Consider the following 16,690-nt stretch of genomic DNA (forward strand, 5'->3'; position numbering starts at 1 on the left):
TTTTCATCTTCAGATACTTGATCTTTGAGTTCATCTAAGGTTTTTTCTGAAGTGTAAATTAATGAGTCTGCATTGTTTCTGATTTCGATTTCTTCTTGTCTTTTAGCGTCTGCTTCAGCATTCATTTCTGCTTCTTTGACTTTTTGTTCGATTTCTTCATCGGATAATTTTGTTGAGGAAGTAATGGTAATTGCTTGTTCTTTACCGGTTCCTTTATCTTTAGCAGTTACATTGATAATACCGTTTGCGTCAATATCGAATGTTACTTCAATTTGTGGAACACCTCTTGGTGCAGGTGGGATTCCTACAAGTTGGAAACGTCCAAGTGAAGTGTTGTCAGCAGCCATTTTTCTTTCCCCTTGCAATACGTTAATGTCTACAGAAGGTTGGTTGTCTGCAGCTGTGGAGAATATTTGGCTTTTCTTGGTAGGAATAGTAGTGTTTCTTTCAATTAATGTAGTGGATACTCCACCTAAGGTTTCAATACCTAATGATAATGGAGTTACATCTAAAAGAACGATGTCTTTAATTTCTCCAGCTAATACTCCTCCTTGAATAGCAGCACCCATGGATACACATTCCATTGGGTCAATACCACGTTCAACTGGTTTTCCTATGAATTTTTCAACAAATTGCTGTACGATTGGCATTCTGGTAGGTCCACCAACTAAGATGATTTTATCAATTTCAGATTTACTCATTTTTGCATCATCTAATGCTTGTTGCATTGGTTTACCAGATTTTTCAACAATTGAATCAACGAGCTCTTCTAATTTAGCTCTTGTAAGTGAAATGATTAAGTTTTTAGGGCTTCCGTCAGCTCCCATTGCAATGAATGGTAAGTTTACTTCGGTAGTTGTGGTGGTGGACAATTCGATTTTTGCTTTTTCAGCAGCTTCTCTTAATCTTTGTACTGCTTGGTCGTTGTCCATTAAGTCAATTCCTTCTTTAGCTTTGAATTCATCAGCTAAGTATTTGATTAATACGTTATCCATATCGGTACCCCCGAGTTGGGTGTCCCCGCTGGTGGATCTTACTTCAAATACTCCTCCACCGAATTCCATGATGGTTACGTCTAAGGTACCTCCACCTAAATCGTATACCATAATGTTCATGTCATCTTCTTCTGCTTTGTCAAGACCGTATGCGAGGCTTGCAGCGGTTGGTTCGTTTACGAGTCTTACAACATCTAATCCTGCAATGGTTCCTGCATCTTTGGTTGCAGTCCTTTGGTTGTCGTCAAAGTATGCTGGTACGGTAATTACTGCTTTTTCAATAGGTTCTCCTAAGAAAGTTTCAGCATCTTTTTTGATTTTTTGCAAGATGAATGCGGAAATTTCCTGTGGGGAATATTGTTTTCCGTTTACAGTTACTTTGTGGTCAGTACCCATACTTCTTTTAATTGCACTGATGGTGTTTTCAGGGTTGGTAACTGCTTGTCTTCTAGCAGGTTCACCGACTAACATTTGACCGTCATCAGTAAATGCAACATAACTTGGGAAGGATTTACCGTATTGACTTGCTCCTTCAGCGGAAGGAATTGGGGTTGGTTTACCTCCTACAAGTACAGATGCAGCTGAATTACTTGTTCCTAAATCGATACCAATAATTTTTTCTTTTTTAGCGTCAGACATAATTATCACCTATTTTTTTATTTAATAATATAATAAACTTGATTTATTTTTTGCAAACTATAACTTTGGAGTATTTGAGGACTTTGTCTTTATACATGTATCCTTTCATCAGTTCATCTATAACATATCCGTTTTCAACATCATCGGATTCTTGAACCATAAGCGCCTCATGCTTGTTCAGGTCAAATTTTTCGCCTTTTGCAGGTATTTCTTCAACGCCTTCTTTTGTCAAGATATCTTTAAATTTGTTGTAAATGAGTTCTACTCCTTCTTTTAAGTCATTTTCATTTTCAATTTCTAAAGCTCTGCCGAAATCTTCATAACAATCAATGAATTCTTTTATGATGTCCTCATTAGCGAATTTGATAATTTCCTTATTCTGCTTTTCAGTTATTTTTTTGAAATTTTCGAAATCTGCTTGAAGTCTTTGGGATAAAGCGATGTATTCTTGAGTTTCATTTTCTTGTTTTTCAAGATCTTCCTTGAGTTTGGTCAGTTCTTCGTCTTTGAGAGCTAACTCTTCAAGAAGTTCATCGTAACTTTCTTGATTATCTTGAGTTTCAACTTCAGTTTCGCCTTTATTTTCATCAGTCATACGTGCACCCTTTTCTTGTTTTTTGAAAAACTTTTGTAATAACTCTCCATCGAGAATAGTATTCTTTAAGTTCTTTAATATTGGTTTTGGGAATTTATGGACATATAGGAAAATGGTTCATCAAACAAGAGTTATTACTTTAAGTTTTTTTGAACCAAATATTAAAGTAACAAAAAGTTATCTTTCTCTTACTATATTATAGTAACAAAAAGTTATATAAAGGTTTCGATATAATAGTATAATTATGACTAACACAAACGACATTGAGAAAAATAATAACTATCGCAAAAACGACAATTCTCCTAGAGGTCATATAGAAATTAGAGGACATTACAATGATGACCTCGGAGAGATTGACGAAGAAGATATCCTTGATGTATTAGGTTGTAAGACTAGAAGAGACATTATAAATCTTTTAAGGGAAGAACCTATGTTTGTTAGTGAAATTTCAAATGAGCTGGACATCGGTCAAAAAGCGATTATAGCTCATTTGCGTGCTATGGAAGATATAGGTATCCTAAATTCTTCTTATAAAAAGATTTTAAGAGGGCGTCCTCGTAAATACTATGATTTACAGAATGAAGTTAACATCCACATTACTATTAACCGCAATAGTTTCGATGTTAATTTTTCAGATGAGATTCTCAATACGTTACAACTTCCATCAGGGGACGAATGGTCTAAATTATTGGATATTGAAAGAAGAATCGATGACGGACAGCTTGAAGCTATTGATGAATTGAAAAATCAGATAAGATTATACGGCAACCTTTTGGACAGGGCCGAGTATATTCTTGAGAGAACTTTGAGAAGAAGATGACTTCGTTGTTGGTCATTGACTGTTTGAATTAACTTCAAACATTTCTTTTTTACTTTTTTTTAGCGTTATTATATTTTTTTAGCGACAATAGCCTGGCCCAGTGAAACGGATCCGTCTCCGGCACAGGTGTTTAAATGCTGAATGAACCTGCAATCGTTATTTTCAATGTAATTTTTAATGGTTTGGCTTATGGCTTCGTTGTATAGAACTCCTCCGGTTGCACCGATGTCAGCCACATTCTTTCTGGTTGCCGCATCTATGGCAAGTTCACCAAGTCCTTTTGCAACTGCTTTTTGGCCTGCTGATGCAACATCAGCCTTTTTTTCTCCATTTTGATATAGTCTTACGACTTCCCTTAGGATTTCAGTTGTATTCAGCATATTGTTTTCGATTATCACAGGAATGTCCAGTTCCTTGGTGGCATAATATGCCGCAGATTCAAGCTTCATGGAACATTCTCCCTCATATGTTCGCTCATGACAGATTTCAAGAGCCACTGCCATTGAATCAAGAACCCTTCCGGTACTGGTTGTTTTGCCGACATTGATTCCAGCATCAATCTGCTTAAAGATATTTCTGATTTCGATTTCGCCATATTTGAAGTAATCAATGTAATTGCTGATTAAATCTTCATCTTTCAGGATGCTTGTAAGCATTCTTGCAGGATATCTGGTTGCAACATCTCCTCCAGGCATTAATTGGGGCTCAAGATGGCCTAACCGTTCAAAGGTATTGATGTCGGTGTAGAGAATTTCTCCTCCCCAGCTTGTGCCGTCACTTCCATAACCTACTCCATCAGCAGTGATTGCAATCATCTCATCAATTCCATGGTCGTTTGCAAGTGCAACTGCATGTGCATGATGATGCTGAACCGGCAACACTTTTGCACCGTGTCTCTCCCCCAATTCATGTGCGAGCCTTGTTGTGAAGAAGTGGGGGTGCATGTCGCATGCAATTACGTCAAAATCGTTGATTTTTGTAATCCTTTCCATATTTTCAATGGCATTTTTCAGAAATTCCAATGTTTTAGGCTTGTTTGTATTTCCGATGTGCTGTGACGGATATGCCCTGTCTCCACGGGCAATTGAAAAGGTAACGTCAAGTTCAGGACCTAATGATAAAACGTCAAGGTCATTGACATCATATTTGATTGTATAAGGTTCTGGTGTGTATCCCCGTGATCTTCTAATGAATGACAGCTCATTATTCCTGAATCTGATTACGGAATCATCGCATCTGTTTAGGATTCTGCGGTTATGGACTAATGAGTAGTCATTGACTCCGTTGATGATTTCGCTGTTTTCAATCATCATAGGTTCTCCAGGAATATTTGCTGATGTCATGACATATGTGTCAATATCTCCTTCATCAAAAAGCAGATAATGCATCGGAGAGTATGGAAGCATCACTCCAATGTTGTGAAGTCCGGGAGATAGGCTTTCTGGAAACGGATAATTGTCTTTTTTCTTTAAAATCACAATTGGCCTTTTGTTGGAAGTTATTGTGCTGATTTCCTTTTCGGACAGTTGAGCATAATTTTGAACGGATTTTAAATCTTTGCTCATGACTGCAAAAGCCTGATTCGGACGGTTAAGGCGGTTTCTCAGTTCCCTTATTGCCTTATCGTTATATGCATCCACGACCAGATGTGTTCCTCCGATTCCCTTGATGGCTAAAATTTTTCCCTCTTCAAGAATCTCCGCCCCTTTTTTAATGGGATTTTCAACATTCAATTTGTCTGACCCTTCATATATTGCCATTTGGGGCCCGCAGTCACTGCAGCATATTGCTTCGCCGTGGTAACGTCTGTCAAGAGGCTGCTTATATTCCACAAGACAATTTTCACATAGGGGAAATTCCTCCATTGAAGTTCTAATCCTATCATAGGGCACGCTTTCGATTACAGTAAACCTCGGACCACAGTCGGTGCATGCATTGAATGCATATTTGTAGCGTCTGTCCTTAGGATTTCTTATTTCCTCTAGGCATTTGTCGCATATTGCAATGTCTGGTGGAATAACGCTTACTCCGGAATATGAATCGCCGCTTTCGATTATTTCAAACGAATCATAGTTTTCAGCTTCGATTTCTTCAACATCCATAAAATCGATTTTGGCTATTGGGGGCAATTCCTTCGGAAGTCTTTCAATAAAATCAGTTGTATTTTCGCCCTCAATAATGATTTCGACAACATTTCCAAGATTTCTGACATATCCATTAAGATTCAAGTCAGATGCCAGCCTATATACGTATGGCCGGAATCCCACACCCTGGACTATTCCCTGTGTCAAAACCTTTTGAGCTTTCATAGATATATTATTTAAGTTAAATTTTATATAAAATTTTATCCTAAGTAATACTATGAAAGATATTCTTGAAAGATTGGTTGAAGGGGAAATTGATATTGGCGAGGCAGAAAATCTTCTGAAGGCAGATGCTATTTTGGAGTTTGATGATGTCGCCAAGTTTGACATTAAAAGGGATAATCGTACAGGATTTCCGGAAGCCATTTTTGCGCAAAGCAAGGATTATGATGATTTGATTTTAATAATAAGGAAGTTTCTCCAAAAAAGTAGCGATGATTTGATTATAACAAGGTTGTCTAATGAAAGATATGAAAGGATTCTAAATGACCTGGGGAATGATTCACTTATTTTTGACTATAACAAGAGGGCCAAAATTTTAGTTATCAGAAAGGAAGTCGCAAAAAAAGAGCCAATTGCAAAAATAGGTATTATCACTGCTGGAACTTCAGACATCGCTGTTGCTGAAGAAGCTAAAGTGATTGTTGAGGAAGGAGGATGTGAAGCTATTACTTCTTATGACATAGGCGTTGCAGGAATTCACAGGCTGTTTCCACAGATTGCTCATATGGTTAAGGAGGGCGTTCGTGCATTCATCGTCTGTGCAGGAATGGAAGGTGCACTTCCTTCAGTTGTTGCTGGACTGGTTGATGTTCCGGTCATTGGTGTTCCCACTTCCATCGGATATGGCGTTGGAGAAGGAGGAAGGGTTGCTCTTGATGCAATGCTCCAGTCATGCGCTCCGGGCATAGCTGTTGTAAATATCGACAACGGATTTGGGGCGGGTGTATTCGCTCTTACAATAGTGAACTCTGATTAAAGGAGTTATATAAAAATTTGAGGTTTTGAAGGGGATGTGAAGCTAATCCTTAAGAGGAAGTCTTTTTATTGCTTCATGAACTCTTTTACAGTTGTTTTTGTCGTTGAATAAGAAAAAGTCATCGATTCTTTTGGAATATTTATCTTTTATTTTGCACTGATTTTCGATGTAGTATATTATTATGTCAACAAGTTCATCTTCATCTTTACACACTTCTCCCATTCCCATTGTTTCATAGTCAAAGTAGCTCTCTTCAAGATTGAAATGGTAATCCTCTCCGTACTGGTAGTAGATAACAGGCTTATACAAGTATGCAAAATCAAAAGCTACGGATGAATAATCAGTAATAAGCAGTGATCCGTTGTTGAATAATGTCTGAAACTTGGTTTTTTCATAGTCGATTTTAACATAATCGTTTTCATCAAACAGATTAATGAAATTATAAACGTTTGGATGCGGCCTGAAAATAATATCATATCCATATTCGCGCGCTTTTTCGATTAGTCTTTCATTATTTATCAGGCTATTGAATCTTTTGAAATATTCGGTTTCTTCGATATATTCATTTGATTTCCTGGTTAGATACCTTCTCCAGGATGGCATGATTATGATTTCATGTTTGTCCTCAACATTTTTCAGATTGTCATATCTTGGCAGGCCCCGCAGCTGAACTACGCCCTTTCCATAATTATAAGGGAATTTGAAAGTTGAATCATATTCTCTCTTTGAGCTTACCAAAAAGAAGCATATATTCATGTTCTTTTTGTTTAACCAGTCGGAAATATTGTCTTTAAGGATTCCATGCTGTAAAAATATGTTATTTGATTTTGGAAGTCCTGCAAAAAATGGATAGCCTCCCCAGAAAGGATAAACTATTTCATTATCCGGATGTGATGAAATGATGTTTTCCACATACAATCCCATGAATCTGTGTTTGATGGATTTGTAGGGTATGATTTTTCCAATCTTTTCAATTTCTGCATAATCTTCGCTTTTGGAATCCAAAACAAAGTATTTTTCGATATCCTCATTTTGTTTGACTGAATATTTGAATAGATGAAGTCCGTTGTCATCGGATTCTGTAGGACGGTCCATGTAAAACCATATTCTTTTATTTCTAAAAATTGGATACCCGGCCATGTAAAGCATTCTAAATGGAATTGCCTTGTAAGCGCTTGGATTGCGTGTTTTAACAAGATTCACTAATGCTTTTGCTTCTTCCTTAATCCAGTTAAGTGTTGTCTTCTTTTTTATATGGATGCTGTTGTTTTTCAATATGCTTATGAAATGTCTGGTTTTGGCATAGCCTACACTTCTTGAGAAGTTGCACGGCCTTGAAAAATCAATGTCCAATTTTTTGTTTTCTGATTCATATCCAAGTTCATATCTTCTGTCGGTCGATAAGGGGATATGTGCTTCAATTGAATAATTTGATGCATATTTGTGCCCCAAGCTATACCTGTCATATTGGGGAAATTCTTTTATTTCAGTGTTTATTTTTTCACCGTTAACCAGTAAGTCAAGGGGTCGGGGTGAAACATTCGTTATGCTGGCCAGTATATTCAATTCATTATTTATAATGTCATAAACATCGACAAATACGGTATTAAGACTCAATTTGTCCTTTAATTCCTCAGGAATTTCGCCATATTTCATTAAGAATAAAAATATCTTAGTATCGTTTTCAATTAGGATGTTGTTTAGGATTATGTCGTCGTCAATTTGATTTACAGGGTTTTTTAATTCGGATAGGTCTATTTCATCATTTGATGCTTCAATTGTCGAAAGCCATTTCAGCTGGTTCACCAATTCAAACTGCACAAATTTAGCTACTTCCCCGAATTTGGCTCTGCTTTTTTCTATTATTCTGTTAAGATTCTCGTCAATGAATTTTGAATATGTATCATTGTCGATGATGAAGTCTTCAGTTGGAAGAATCTTCTCTTCTATATTTTCAATGTACAGTCCTCCATCCTTGCAAATTCCCATTTGAGGATGATTTATTGTAATTTCATTGAGAATAGTGTTGAACTCAGCATATCCATTTAAAAATTGCAGATTGTCGGCATATTCTCTTTTAATAATGGTTGAAAGACCTAGAAGTTGTGCCTGTTCGGGATTTTCATACAAATCGAAGACTCTTGAACTTTTAATTTCATAATTCAGGTATCTTTCCAGTTTTCCGTTTTTATAGTAGTATGCAGGCAATACTAGTGTGGTGATGTTGGGATTATTTTCAATAAACTTTAGGGATTTTTCAAATGTTTCTTCGGAAAGATAATCATTTGCTTTTATAAAAAGAATATACTCTCCACTTACATTTTCAAGCCAGTCATTGCATATATTTGGTGATGTTGCGGTAACATGTTGTATATTGTTTGGATATTTGTCAATATACTCATTGCAGGTCTTTTGAGTTTTGCTTAATGCATCATCTATGATTATGACTTCAATATTGTCATTAAAATGTAATGTTTGATTAATTAGGGAGGTGAGTGTTTTTTCAATTCCTTCATTTGAATTGTTTGACAACAATATTACAGAAAATTTAAATTCACTCAACTTCATTCCTCTATTAATCTTGTGATTGCTTATAGTCTGGATGCATTGTTTCAATTATGAAGTCCAAATCTTCATTCACTTTCTTCATGCTTTTATATCCATTCATAAGTATACAATAAGCGCGATGATCTTTATAGAAACATGAAATGATTAATGTGTCGTTGTCCGACTTTAGCATTGACTGGTAGACGGTCACTTTATTGATTTTTACAGTTTTATTTGTGATATTATCGTAATCATCTTGCTCTTGGAACGCCGCACTCATATTGCCTAAAATGTTTTTAATATCTCTTCTTTTTTCGAAATCCAGGATTTCAATTTTTTCAGTATTCTTTTTATTGTATAGCTCTACTGAATATGATTCGGAGCCGCTGACTGCGAAACCGTCAGGTATTGTAATTGTAGTTTTACTGAATGTAGCAATTGCACTTCCTACGGTATTTGAATTGTCCACTATATAGTACATGGACCCAACTCCTACAACAAGTATTATTATAATTAATGCCCATCTTTTATCCATTTTCAAACCCTTTTTTTATTTCTTTTTACTGCTTTTTACATAAGCTTCGCAAACTTCTTTCGCTTCGCCTTCCATGACAATTTTCCCGTCTTCAATCCAAATGCATCTGTCGCAGATCTTTTTTATCTGTCCTATGGAATGGGAAACAAGAAGAACAGTTACTCCATCTTTCATCATGGATTTAATTTTTGCGGAACTTTTTCTTTTAAATTTGATATCTCCGACTCCCAACACTTCATCAAGTATTAGGATATCAGGTTTTATTGCGGTTGCTACTGAAAAACCAAGTTTTGATTGCATACCTTTTGAATAATTTTTTACGGGGTAGTTGATGAATTCTCCAAGTTCTGAAAATTCAACAATCTCATCGTATTTTTCTTTAAGGTAATTCTCTTCCATACTTAGGTATGCCCCATTCAGGAAAATGTTGTTTTTTCCGGTATAGTTTTTATCAAAACCTGCACTTATGGCAAGCAATGGCGCAACTTTTCCGTTGATTTTAACGCTACCTTCTGTAGGCTCATAAATTCCGGATATTATTCTTAAAAGTGTACTTTTACCAGCTCCATTAAAACCAAGGACACCCATTCTTTCGCCTTTGTGAACTTTAAATGTAATTCCATCAAGAATTCTAATCTTTTGCTTTTCCTTTTTGTTTCGTTTTAATGTTCTGATAACATATTCTTTAAGGGTATCAATTTTGTCTTTTGTAATTTTAAATTCCATTACAAGGTCAGTTACTTCAATTGCAACTTCCTTGTCCATGGTAGGTGTGGAATCTTTTTCTTTCTTTCGAAATCTACTAAATATACTCATAAATATTACCCTTTTTAAATTTCTAATGCTAATTTTTTATCGTAAATGTTAAATAGTAAAATACCTACGAAAAATACTGTGAATGCGAATGCTGCCAGATAGGCTAGCGTATTGAAATTCGGCACAACTCCATAAACAACAGCTTCTCTAAAGCATGTGATTGCGGAATATATAGGATTCAATGAAAAGATTTTCTGTACTGTACCCGGCACGATTTCTATTGGATAGAACAATGCTGATGCATACATTAAAATTAATGTGAACACGTTGTAGAGGTATCCCACATCTGAAAAGTATGTATTGCATACTGCAAGGATTAATCCTACTCCAAAAATCAATATCACTAACAAGAATATTGGTATGATTGCATATATGCTTGTCATATGGAATTTTGCTCCGGTTATTAGCATAACTCCGAATAGGATTACAAAGGATATTAAAAAGTTAACGAATTCGTAACATACTGCGCTAACTGAAAACATGTATTTTGGCACATAAATCTTTTTCAAAAGGCTAGCGTTTCTTTTTATAGATCTCATGGCTCCTTTTGTTGCGGAGTTATAAAAATCATAAATCAATCTTCCGGATAAAAAGTAGACGGGGTAATTTTCAATTGATCTACCAAATAACATTGAAAAGATTGCAGTAAATACTAACATTATTAAAAGAGGATTGAAGAAACTCCAGAGAATTCCTAATACTGAATCCTTGTATTTTGCAGTTAAATCCTTTTTAACTAATTGTTTTAATAAAAATTTTTTTTCAGCTACTGTATCAAACATTTTTTAACCAATATTCCTTCGATTTTTTAATAATATAATTATGTAAATATAATATTTATATTTATTAACCTATTTTCTTCTTCGGGAAAATTCCTCGAAGACCTCATCGATTTCCACACCCTTGTAGACTAAAATCAAAAGAGTATGAAAAATCAAATCTACAGATTCGTATACCAAGTTTTCATCATTTTTGGCAGCAAGCAATACCTCTCCGGCCTCTTCAGCTATTTTTTCAAGTATCTTGTCTTCGGCTTTTTTATCGCTGTCCTGCATGATATTTGATGTATATGAATCAATTGGATTGTCTCTTCTTGACTCTAAAACTTCATATACTTCACGAATTATCCTGTCATTATCCATTTAATCATCATCCTGAGATGCTTGGTCTTGCATACTTTCAGTAAGTGCAATTAATGGATGTTTGTCATCGTCAATGATTTCAATATCATTAAATGTTCTAATTCCAGCTTTGTCAGCGGTTTTTTCCATACCTAACTTGATGTCCTGACCTAGGTCAACAACATATGAATCTACAGTTTCATAACCTTTTTGCTTTGATGCTACTGCCCTGTGGTGACCATCTACTAAAATCCAGCGGTCTCCAGTTTTAACGACAATAGCAGGTTCTGCTAATCCTTTTTCTAATTCATAAGCTCTTCCTTCAAGTTCATCTGCATAGACTTTGTCCTGTGTAGGTCTCAATTTGTTGGTTTCAACAGGCATATGTTTTAATGTAGTTTTAATTCCGTATAACTGTTCCATGGTCTTTTTGAAGTATTCCACTTTGTTAGGTGTTGATCTTTCAATGTGTGACCTTACCATATCTGTGTTTGTAATGATTCCAACTAACGCTCCATGTCCGTCTACAACAGGCATTCTTGAAATTCCTCTTCTAAACATTACTCTTGAAGCATCATTGATGGTCAAATCTTGGTTTGCAACTACCAACTTTTTGGTCATCAATTCCTTAACGGTTTCTCCCCATTCCTTTGATATGATGTCAAATGCAGTTATCATACCTACTAATTTTCCGTTTTTAACAACGGGATAACTATTGTGACGACTTTCTTTCATTAGGCTGATAACTTCTTCGGTTTTTGTTTCCGGAGTAACATTAATAACATTTTTTGTCATATAATCTTTTACATAAGATTTTTTTCCTGCCATTTTTTCTCATCCCCTTTATTCAATATTTTCTTTTAGTAATTTAACTGTTTCACCAGGGTCAGCTTTCCCACGAGTTAATCTCATTACTTGACCTACTAAGAAGTTAAGGGAAGCTTTTTGACCACCTAAATAATCATCAACTGCTTTAGGATTTTCTTCAATAGCTTGTTTTACTGCAGCTAATACTTCATCATCTTTTACAACACCAAGCAATCCTAATTCTTCAGCAATCTCTTTTGGAGATTTGTCATTGTTCGGCATTTGTTCAATGATTTTATGACCTGCTTTTGCGGTAATTTCCTTATCCTGAAGCATTTTTAAGAATTCAACTAAATCATCAACGCCAATTCCACTATCTGCAAAGTCCAATTTGTTATAGGACAATACTCTTTTAAGTTCATCTCTCATTACTTTAGCAGCAAATTTGGAATCAATTTCCTTTACAACTTCCTCATATGCAATAGCCAAATCGAGTTCTGATGTTAAAACCTTTGCAGATTCCTCGTCAATGCCGTATTCCTCAACAAATCTTTTCACTTTGTTGTGTGGCGCTTCAGGCATTGTGTCTAAAATGTGTTGGATGGTTTCATCACTGATTTTCATTGGAGGCAAATCAGGATCGGTAATGAATCTGTAATCGTCTGCATCTTCTTTCATCCTCATTCCCACGGTAATCATTTGGGATTCAAGGTATGCACGTGTTTCCTGTTTTACTTCAACTCCTCTTTTCATAAGGTTTTTTTGTCTTATAAGTTCAAATTTCAATGCTTTGTACGCACCCTTGATAGAGTTCACGTTTTTCATTTCTACTCTGTTTCCTCCGTTGATAGAAATGTTTACGTCAGCCCTCATGGTACCTTCTCCACGGGCTCCTCCACTGTACTGTAAAACACGAATTAATTCTTTTAAAAAGTTTCTTGCTTCTTCTGGAGATTTTATGTCCGGTTCAGTAACAATTTCAACCAATGGAATTCCTGAACGGTTGAAGTTGACAGTTCCTCTATCAGGTTTGAATTGACCTGGATCCTCTTCAGCGTGAATTTCTCTTATCCTGATTCCGTTCAGTTCCCCGTTGATTCCGATTGGAACTGATGTTCTCTGATAACCTGAAGGCAAATCCGGGTAGTCATAATGTTTTCTCATGAAGTAAATAACATCTTGGTCAATTTCACAGTTAAGCATTAAAGCTATCATCAATGCATTTTCCAATGCCTTTTCATTTGTTGGGTGTGGTTTTGCACCTGGTTGGTTCAAACAGATTGGGCAGATGTTTGAATTTATCGGCGCGTCCTGATAATTGGTAGGACAATCACAGAATAATTTTGATTCGGTTTCTAATTGTACGTGGATTTCAAGTCCACACATCATATCAACATCGTCACTAATAATAATTCCTCCATAAGGATAATTTTTTAATAATTTATATTATATCTATATTTATTAGATTAGATTTATAAAGATTATTAAAATAAGGTATTTTTTGGCAATGGTTTTGGTGATGTGGTCCAAATCAATATTTGTTTTTCAATGATTCTTTGACATATCTTTTAATGAATTTGTCCAAATCTGGTGAAACTTCACTTTTTTCGGGACCTAATTTGTTTTTATCGGTAAATGTTCCCTTAAGTTCCCGTCCAGCCCATTTCACTTCTTCTTCAACTCGTTTACCATATTTTGTTGCAAACATTTTGAATAATGGGAATTTGGTTATGCCATTGGCCCCGCTCAATATCAGTATTCCTATATTTGCAAGATTGTCAATCCATGTTCCGCAGATTATTTCGATATCGGGGAAAGCTAATCTGACTTTGGCAACAACCTGAGCATAATAGAGTGATGCTGGCTGTGATGAATTCGCATAAACGGTTTCCTTGTGGGGATTCAATGAGTAAAATATTACTCTGTCGATTTTGTGATCTTTTATGTAGTCAATTACATAGTCCACATCATCCAAAGTTTCGCCAAGTCCCAATATGATTGTTATTGCTTTTTTAAACCCAAGATTTCCTGCCACATCTAACATATTGCTTATATCGTCTAACTTTTTACTTGGGCAAACATTTTCATGGATTTTGGGATTGGCCACTTCTACAGCGCCGGTTATGCCTTTGATTTCTGAACCGTATTCATTAAGTTCATCTGTAATTCCTGTATTTAGCCAAACTCCATCCCCTGTAATGCTTTTTATTGTGGTTGCAATTTCTTTAATTTCCTGTGTGGAAAATGATTCATATCCTCCAGATAAAAATTCGATATTCCAGTCAAGTCGTTTGCACATTTCCGCTTCAGCATAAATGTTGCTGATGTTTCGTCTGGCTTTTTTCGGATCTTTGATTTTATCTTTTTGTGTTGACATATAACAAAAAGCACAATCTCCTTTATCACACCACCATGATAGAAATACAGCTCGTTCAAGTGTTATTAGGTTTCCATGATGCTTTAATGTTGTTTCATTAGCTTTTTTTATTAAATCAAATATGTTAGAATCCATATTTTTATATTGATTCTTAAAGTTTATATATTAGTTTGTCTAATGTTATTATTGTAAAATTATTTTGTTTTTTCCAATAAAGTTAAGAAAAACCAAAAGATTTATATACTATGCAAATAATAGTTATTATTACTGTTTAAAGTCTTTTGATTTTTAAACATGGGTTTTATTTGGTTGAGTAGATGGGTTATTATATGCCATCGTAGCTCAGTAGGTAGAGCGTTCGGCTGTTAACCGATTGGTCACAGGTTCGAGCCCTGTCGATGGCGCTTTGAGGGCCCATAGCTTAGCCAGGTAGAGCGTCCGGCTCATAACCGGAAGGCCATGGGTTCGAACCCCATTGGGCCCATGTTAACTAAATTTGTATGTATGTATGCTCCGGTGGTGTAGTCCGGCCAATCATTTCGGCCTTTCGAGCCGAAGACTCGGGTTCGAATCCCGGCCGGAGCATTTAAAAAATTTGTTAAGATTTTTAATGGTTTCTATGTATCCTTTGTTTTTATATAAGCGGGGGTGCCCGAGAGGCCAAAGGGGACAGGCTTAGGACCTGTTGACGCAGGTCTACCAGGGTTCAAATCCCTGCTCCCGCATTTTTAACATATTTTTTATATTTTAATTGTAATCTATGCCGGGGTAGGGTAGGTGGTCATCCTCCGGGACTGTGGATCCCGGGACTCGGGTTCGAATCTCGGCTCCGGCCCCATTTTATAAAACTTATTTTTTCTGATTATATTACTTTTCAAATGCTCTTTGATGAGATTTAAATATTAATGTTGTAAAAATAATAAATGATAATTACAAATTTTAATTAATTTTTTTATCTAGTTCAACATTCTTTGACAAACTAATGGATAAAGGTGTAATCATGGCTAAAAAAGGTTCAGCTGAAGAAAGGGATTTGGTGCATAAACTTTGGGAGAGGAATTTTGCAGCTATGAGGGCTCCTGCATCCGGAGGGGCAACTAAAAATCCGTTGCCGGATGTTATTGCAGGCAATGGAAAATTATATTTGGCTATTGAAGTTAAAACAACCACCAAAGATAAAGTTTATATTGATTCTCCTCAGATTGAGGCACTATGCGAATTTTCTAAAATATTCGGTGCAAAGCCTTATATTGGGGTACGATTCAAGTATACAAAATGGTTATTTTTAGAACCTGAAAATACTCCTCGCACCCGTAACGGAAATTATAAGGTCGAAAAGGATTATGCGCTTGAAAAAGGTTTTGAAATTGATGAAATAGCCGGAATTGACAAACAAATGAAATTTTAGATAAATGGTAATGTTTATATATTATTAAAATATATTTATTATAGTATGTTATGTGGGGTTATGGTGTAACCTGGCATCATCTGGGACTCCAGTTGTCTTTGAAGAAATATACGCGTAACTGAACAGTATCCGTTGTGATGAACAATTGGAGTACTGAGGCAAGAGAAATCCCAGGATCGGGGTTCAAATCCCTGTGACCCCATTTTTTACATTAAGCTTTTTTTCAAAAATTTTAATTACTTTATTGACAATAGTATCTTTCATGAGTTCCAATGATATAATTTTTATTTTAGGTTTTAATTATGATTCAAATTGTTATTTAATTAATGGCAATACTTTGGTAGATACTGGCGCTGGTGCAAATAAGGATTATTTGTTCTCCAAACTCCGGGAAAATGGTGTGGAGCCTGAAGATATTGGATTGGTTATTAATACGCACTGCCACTTTGACCATATAGGTGGCAATTATCTGTTCCCTGATGCTAAAATTGCAGTCCATAAGGCAGATGCAGTTTCCATCAGGAATAAGGATACCTTGGGCACTTCCATGTCTGCTTTCGGAGAAGATGGAAATTCGAGGGTGGATATTGAACTGGAAGATGGTGATGATATTGCCAATTTTGAGGTAATTCACACTCCTGGCCATACCAAAGGCGGGATTTGTTTATGGGATGGTGAGAACTTAATCTCTGGAGATACAATATTTGCCGGCGGAGGAGTCGGCAGAATCGACATCGGCGGAGATTATCAGGATATGAAAAACAGCATTGGAAAATTAATGAATCTCGATGTTAAAAACATCTATCCGGGTCATGGTCCTATAGTGGAAAATAATGGAAAAGAACATATTAAATTGTCTTATTCCTTATTTTAAAGTTTCAACTTCTGTAAGTTGAAGTCTTTTCTG

General features: G+C 35.8%; 15 protein-coding genes and 6 tRNA genes. 10 read left to right on the plus strand and 11 right to left on the minus strand.

Features of this window, described 5'->3' with window-relative positions; genetic code table 11:
- Together dnaK and QZV68_RS04345 are read right to left on the minus strand one after the other, a co-directional pair.
- Positions 1-1,634 (minus strand): molecular chaperone DnaK (gene dnaK, locus QZV68_RS04340; protein WP_296878956.1); only part of this gene is annotated, 1,634 nt, incomplete at its 3' end.
- Positions 1,635-1,677: 43 nt separating this feature from the next.
- Positions 1,678-2,229, minus strand: coding sequence for a nucleotide exchange factor GrpE (locus tag QZV68_RS04345; RefSeq protein ID WP_296878958.1), 552 nt, complete (start codon positions 2,227-2,229; stop codon positions 1,678-1,680).
- Positions 2,230-2,473: 244 nt separating this feature from the next.
- Here QZV68_RS04345 and QZV68_RS04350 point away from each other — a divergent pair, with 244 nt between their 5' ends.
- Positions 2,474-3,049 carry an ArsR family transcriptional regulator gene (locus tag QZV68_RS04350; protein WP_296878960.1) on the plus strand — a complete coding sequence of 192 codons (576 nt, stop codon included), beginning with the start codon at positions 2,474-2,476 and terminating at the stop codon, positions 3,047-3,049.
- 68 nt (positions 3,050-3,117) lie between these two features.
- Here QZV68_RS04350 and hypF read toward each other — a convergent pair whose 3' ends face one another.
- On the minus strand, positions 3,118-5,358 hold the full coding sequence (gene hypF / locus QZV68_RS04355) for a carbamoyltransferase HypF (RefSeq protein WP_296878962.1): 2,241 nt from the start codon (positions 5,356-5,358) through the stop codon (positions 3,118-3,120).
- A gap of 52 nt (positions 5,359-5,410) precedes the next feature.
- On the opposite strand from hypF, the gene larB reads away from it, so the two are divergent.
- On the plus strand, positions 5,411-6,172 hold the full coding sequence (gene larB, locus QZV68_RS04360; protein ID WP_296878964.1) for a nickel pincer cofactor biosynthesis protein LarB: 762 nt from the start codon (positions 5,411-5,413) through the stop codon (positions 6,170-6,172).
- A gap of 42 nt (positions 6,173-6,214) precedes the next feature.
- Here the strand turns inward: larB and QZV68_RS04365 are convergent, their stop codons facing one another.
- The 8 genes from QZV68_RS04365 to QZV68_RS04400 all read right to left on the minus strand — a co-directional run bounded on the left by QZV68_RS04365 (position 6,215) and on the right by QZV68_RS04400 (position 14,510).
- Positions 6,215-8,740, minus strand: a complete 2,526-nt coding sequence (locus QZV68_RS04365; protein WP_296878966.1) for a CDP-glycerol glycerophosphotransferase family protein — start codon at positions 8,738-8,740, stop codon at positions 6,215-6,217.
- Positions 8,741-8,747: 7 nt separating this feature from the next.
- Positions 8,748-9,254 (minus strand): hypothetical protein, encoded by a 507-nt coding sequence (locus QZV68_RS04370; protein WP_296878968.1) that lies wholly within the window; start codon positions 9,252-9,254, stop codon positions 8,748-8,750.
- 15 nt (positions 9,255-9,269) lie between these two features.
- A complete protein-coding gene (locus QZV68_RS04375) occupies positions 9,270-10,070 on the minus strand; it encodes an ABC transporter ATP-binding protein (RefSeq protein WP_296878970.1) in 801 nt (266 codons plus the stop codon).
- 14 nt (positions 10,071-10,084) lie between these two features.
- The gene (locus QZV68_RS04380; protein WP_296878972.1) at positions 10,085-10,852 is read right to left on the minus strand and encodes an ABC transporter permease; all 768 of its coding nucleotides are present in this window, start codon (positions 10,850-10,852) and stop codon (positions 10,085-10,087) included.
- A gap of 69 nt (positions 10,853-10,921) precedes the next feature.
- Entirely contained in the window at positions 10,922-11,212 is a 291-nt protein-coding gene (gene hisE / locus QZV68_RS04385; protein ID WP_296878974.1) for a phosphoribosyl-ATP diphosphatase, read from the minus strand.
- Positions 11,213-12,019 (minus strand): CBS domain-containing protein, encoded by an 807-nt coding sequence (locus QZV68_RS04390; RefSeq protein ID WP_296878976.1) that lies wholly within the window; start codon positions 12,017-12,019, stop codon positions 11,213-11,215.
- A 15-nt stretch (positions 12,020-12,034) separates the two neighbouring features.
- Positions 12,035-13,387, minus strand: a complete 1,353-nt coding sequence (gene gatB / locus QZV68_RS04395) for an Asp-tRNA(Asn)/Glu-tRNA(Gln) amidotransferase subunit GatB (RefSeq protein WP_296878978.1) — start codon at positions 13,385-13,387, stop codon at positions 12,035-12,037.
- Positions 13,388-13,529: 142 nt separating this feature from the next.
- Positions 13,530-14,510 carry a radical SAM protein gene (locus QZV68_RS04400; protein WP_296878979.1) on the minus strand — a complete coding sequence of 327 codons (981 nt, stop codon included), beginning with the start codon at positions 14,508-14,510 and terminating at the stop codon, positions 13,530-13,532.
- 196 nt (positions 14,511-14,706) lie between these two features.
- On the opposite strand from QZV68_RS04400, the gene QZV68_RS04405 reads away from it, so the two are divergent.
- The 8 genes from QZV68_RS04405 to QZV68_RS04440 all read left to right on the plus strand — a co-directional run bounded on the left by QZV68_RS04405 (position 14,707) and on the right by QZV68_RS04440 (position 16,657).
- A tRNA-Asn gene (locus QZV68_RS04405) sits at positions 14,707-14,779 on the plus strand.
- A 6-nt stretch (positions 14,780-14,785) separates the two neighbouring features.
- Positions 14,786-14,859, plus strand: a tRNA-Ile gene (locus tag QZV68_RS04410).
- Between the two features lie 26 nt (positions 14,860-14,885).
- Positions 14,886-14,960 (plus strand) — tRNA-Glu (locus QZV68_RS04415).
- A gap of 57 nt (positions 14,961-15,017) precedes the next feature.
- A tRNA-Leu gene (locus QZV68_RS04420) sits at positions 15,018-15,100 on the plus strand.
- 37 nt (positions 15,101-15,137) lie between these two features.
- A tRNA-His gene (locus tag QZV68_RS04425) sits at positions 15,138-15,213 on the plus strand.
- Positions 15,214-15,375: 162 nt separating this feature from the next.
- A complete protein-coding gene (gene hjc, locus QZV68_RS04430) occupies positions 15,376-15,783 on the plus strand; it encodes a Holliday junction resolvase Hjc (protein ID WP_296878981.1) in 408 nt (135 codons plus the stop codon).
- 54 nt (positions 15,784-15,837) lie between these two features.
- Positions 15,838-15,985: transfer RNA gene (locus tag QZV68_RS04435), tRNA-Trp, on the plus strand.
- Positions 15,986-16,045: 60 nt separating this feature from the next.
- Positions 16,046-16,657 carry an MBL fold metallo-hydrolase gene (locus tag QZV68_RS04440; protein WP_296878983.1) on the plus strand — a complete coding sequence of 204 codons (612 nt, stop codon included), beginning with the start codon at positions 16,046-16,048 and terminating at the stop codon, positions 16,655-16,657.
- Positions 16,658-16,690: the final 33 nt, after the last annotated feature.

The sequence above is a fragment of the uncultured Methanobrevibacter sp. genome (genome assembly GCF_902801725.1).
Classification (GTDB): domain Archaea; phylum Methanobacteriota; class Methanobacteria; order Methanobacteriales; family Methanobacteriaceae; genus Methanocatella.

Bases quoted from the DNA above. Each gene is read 5' to 3' on its own strand.
- hisE (WP_296878974.1), bottom strand. From the start codon at position 11,212: ATGGATAATGACAGGATAATTCGTGAAGTATATGAAGTTTTAGAGTCA.
- QZV68_RS04370 (WP_296878968.1), bottom strand. From the start codon at position 9,254: ATGGATAAAAGATGGGCATTAATTATAATAATACTTGTTGTAGGAGTT.
- QZV68_RS04440 (WP_296878983.1), top strand. From the start codon at position 16,046: ATGAGTTCCAATGATATAATTTTTATTTTAGGTTTTAATTATGATTCA.
- QZV68_RS04345 (WP_296878958.1), bottom strand. From the start codon at position 2,229: ATGACTGATGAAAATAAAGGCGAAACTGAAGTTGAAACTCAAGATAAT.
- hjc (WP_296878981.1), top strand. From the start codon at position 15,376: ATGGCTAAAAAAGGTTCAGCTGAAGAAAGGGATTTGGTGCATAAACTT.
- larB (WP_296878964.1), top strand. From the start codon at position 5,411: ATGAAAGATATTCTTGAAAGATTGGTTGAAGGGGAAATTGATATTGGC.
- QZV68_RS04365 (WP_296878966.1), bottom strand. From the start codon at position 8,740: ATGAAGTTGAGTGAATTTAAATTTTCTGTAATATTGTTGTCAAACAAT.
- QZV68_RS04400 (WP_296878979.1), bottom strand. From the start codon at position 14,510: ATGGATTCTAACATATTTGATTTAATAAAAAAAGCTAATGAAACAACA.
- QZV68_RS04390 (WP_296878976.1), bottom strand. From the start codon at position 12,019: ATGGCAGGAAAAAAATCTTATGTAAAAGATTATATGACAAAAAATGTT.
- QZV68_RS04375 (WP_296878970.1), bottom strand. From the start codon at position 10,070: ATGAGTATATTTAGTAGATTTCGAAAGAAAGAAAAAGATTCCACACCT.
- hypF (WP_296878962.1), bottom strand. From the start codon at position 5,358: ATGAAAGCTCAAAAGGTTTTGACACAGGGAATAGTCCAGGGTGTGGGA.
- QZV68_RS04350 (WP_296878960.1), top strand. From the start codon at position 2,474: ATGACTAACACAAACGACATTGAGAAAAATAATAACTATCGCAAAAAC.
- gatB (WP_296878978.1), bottom strand. From the start codon at position 13,387: ATGATGTGTGGACTTGAAATCCACGTACAATTAGAAACCGAATCAAAA.
- QZV68_RS04380 (WP_296878972.1), bottom strand. From the start codon at position 10,852: ATGTTTGATACAGTAGCTGAAAAAAAATTTTTATTAAAACAATTAGTT.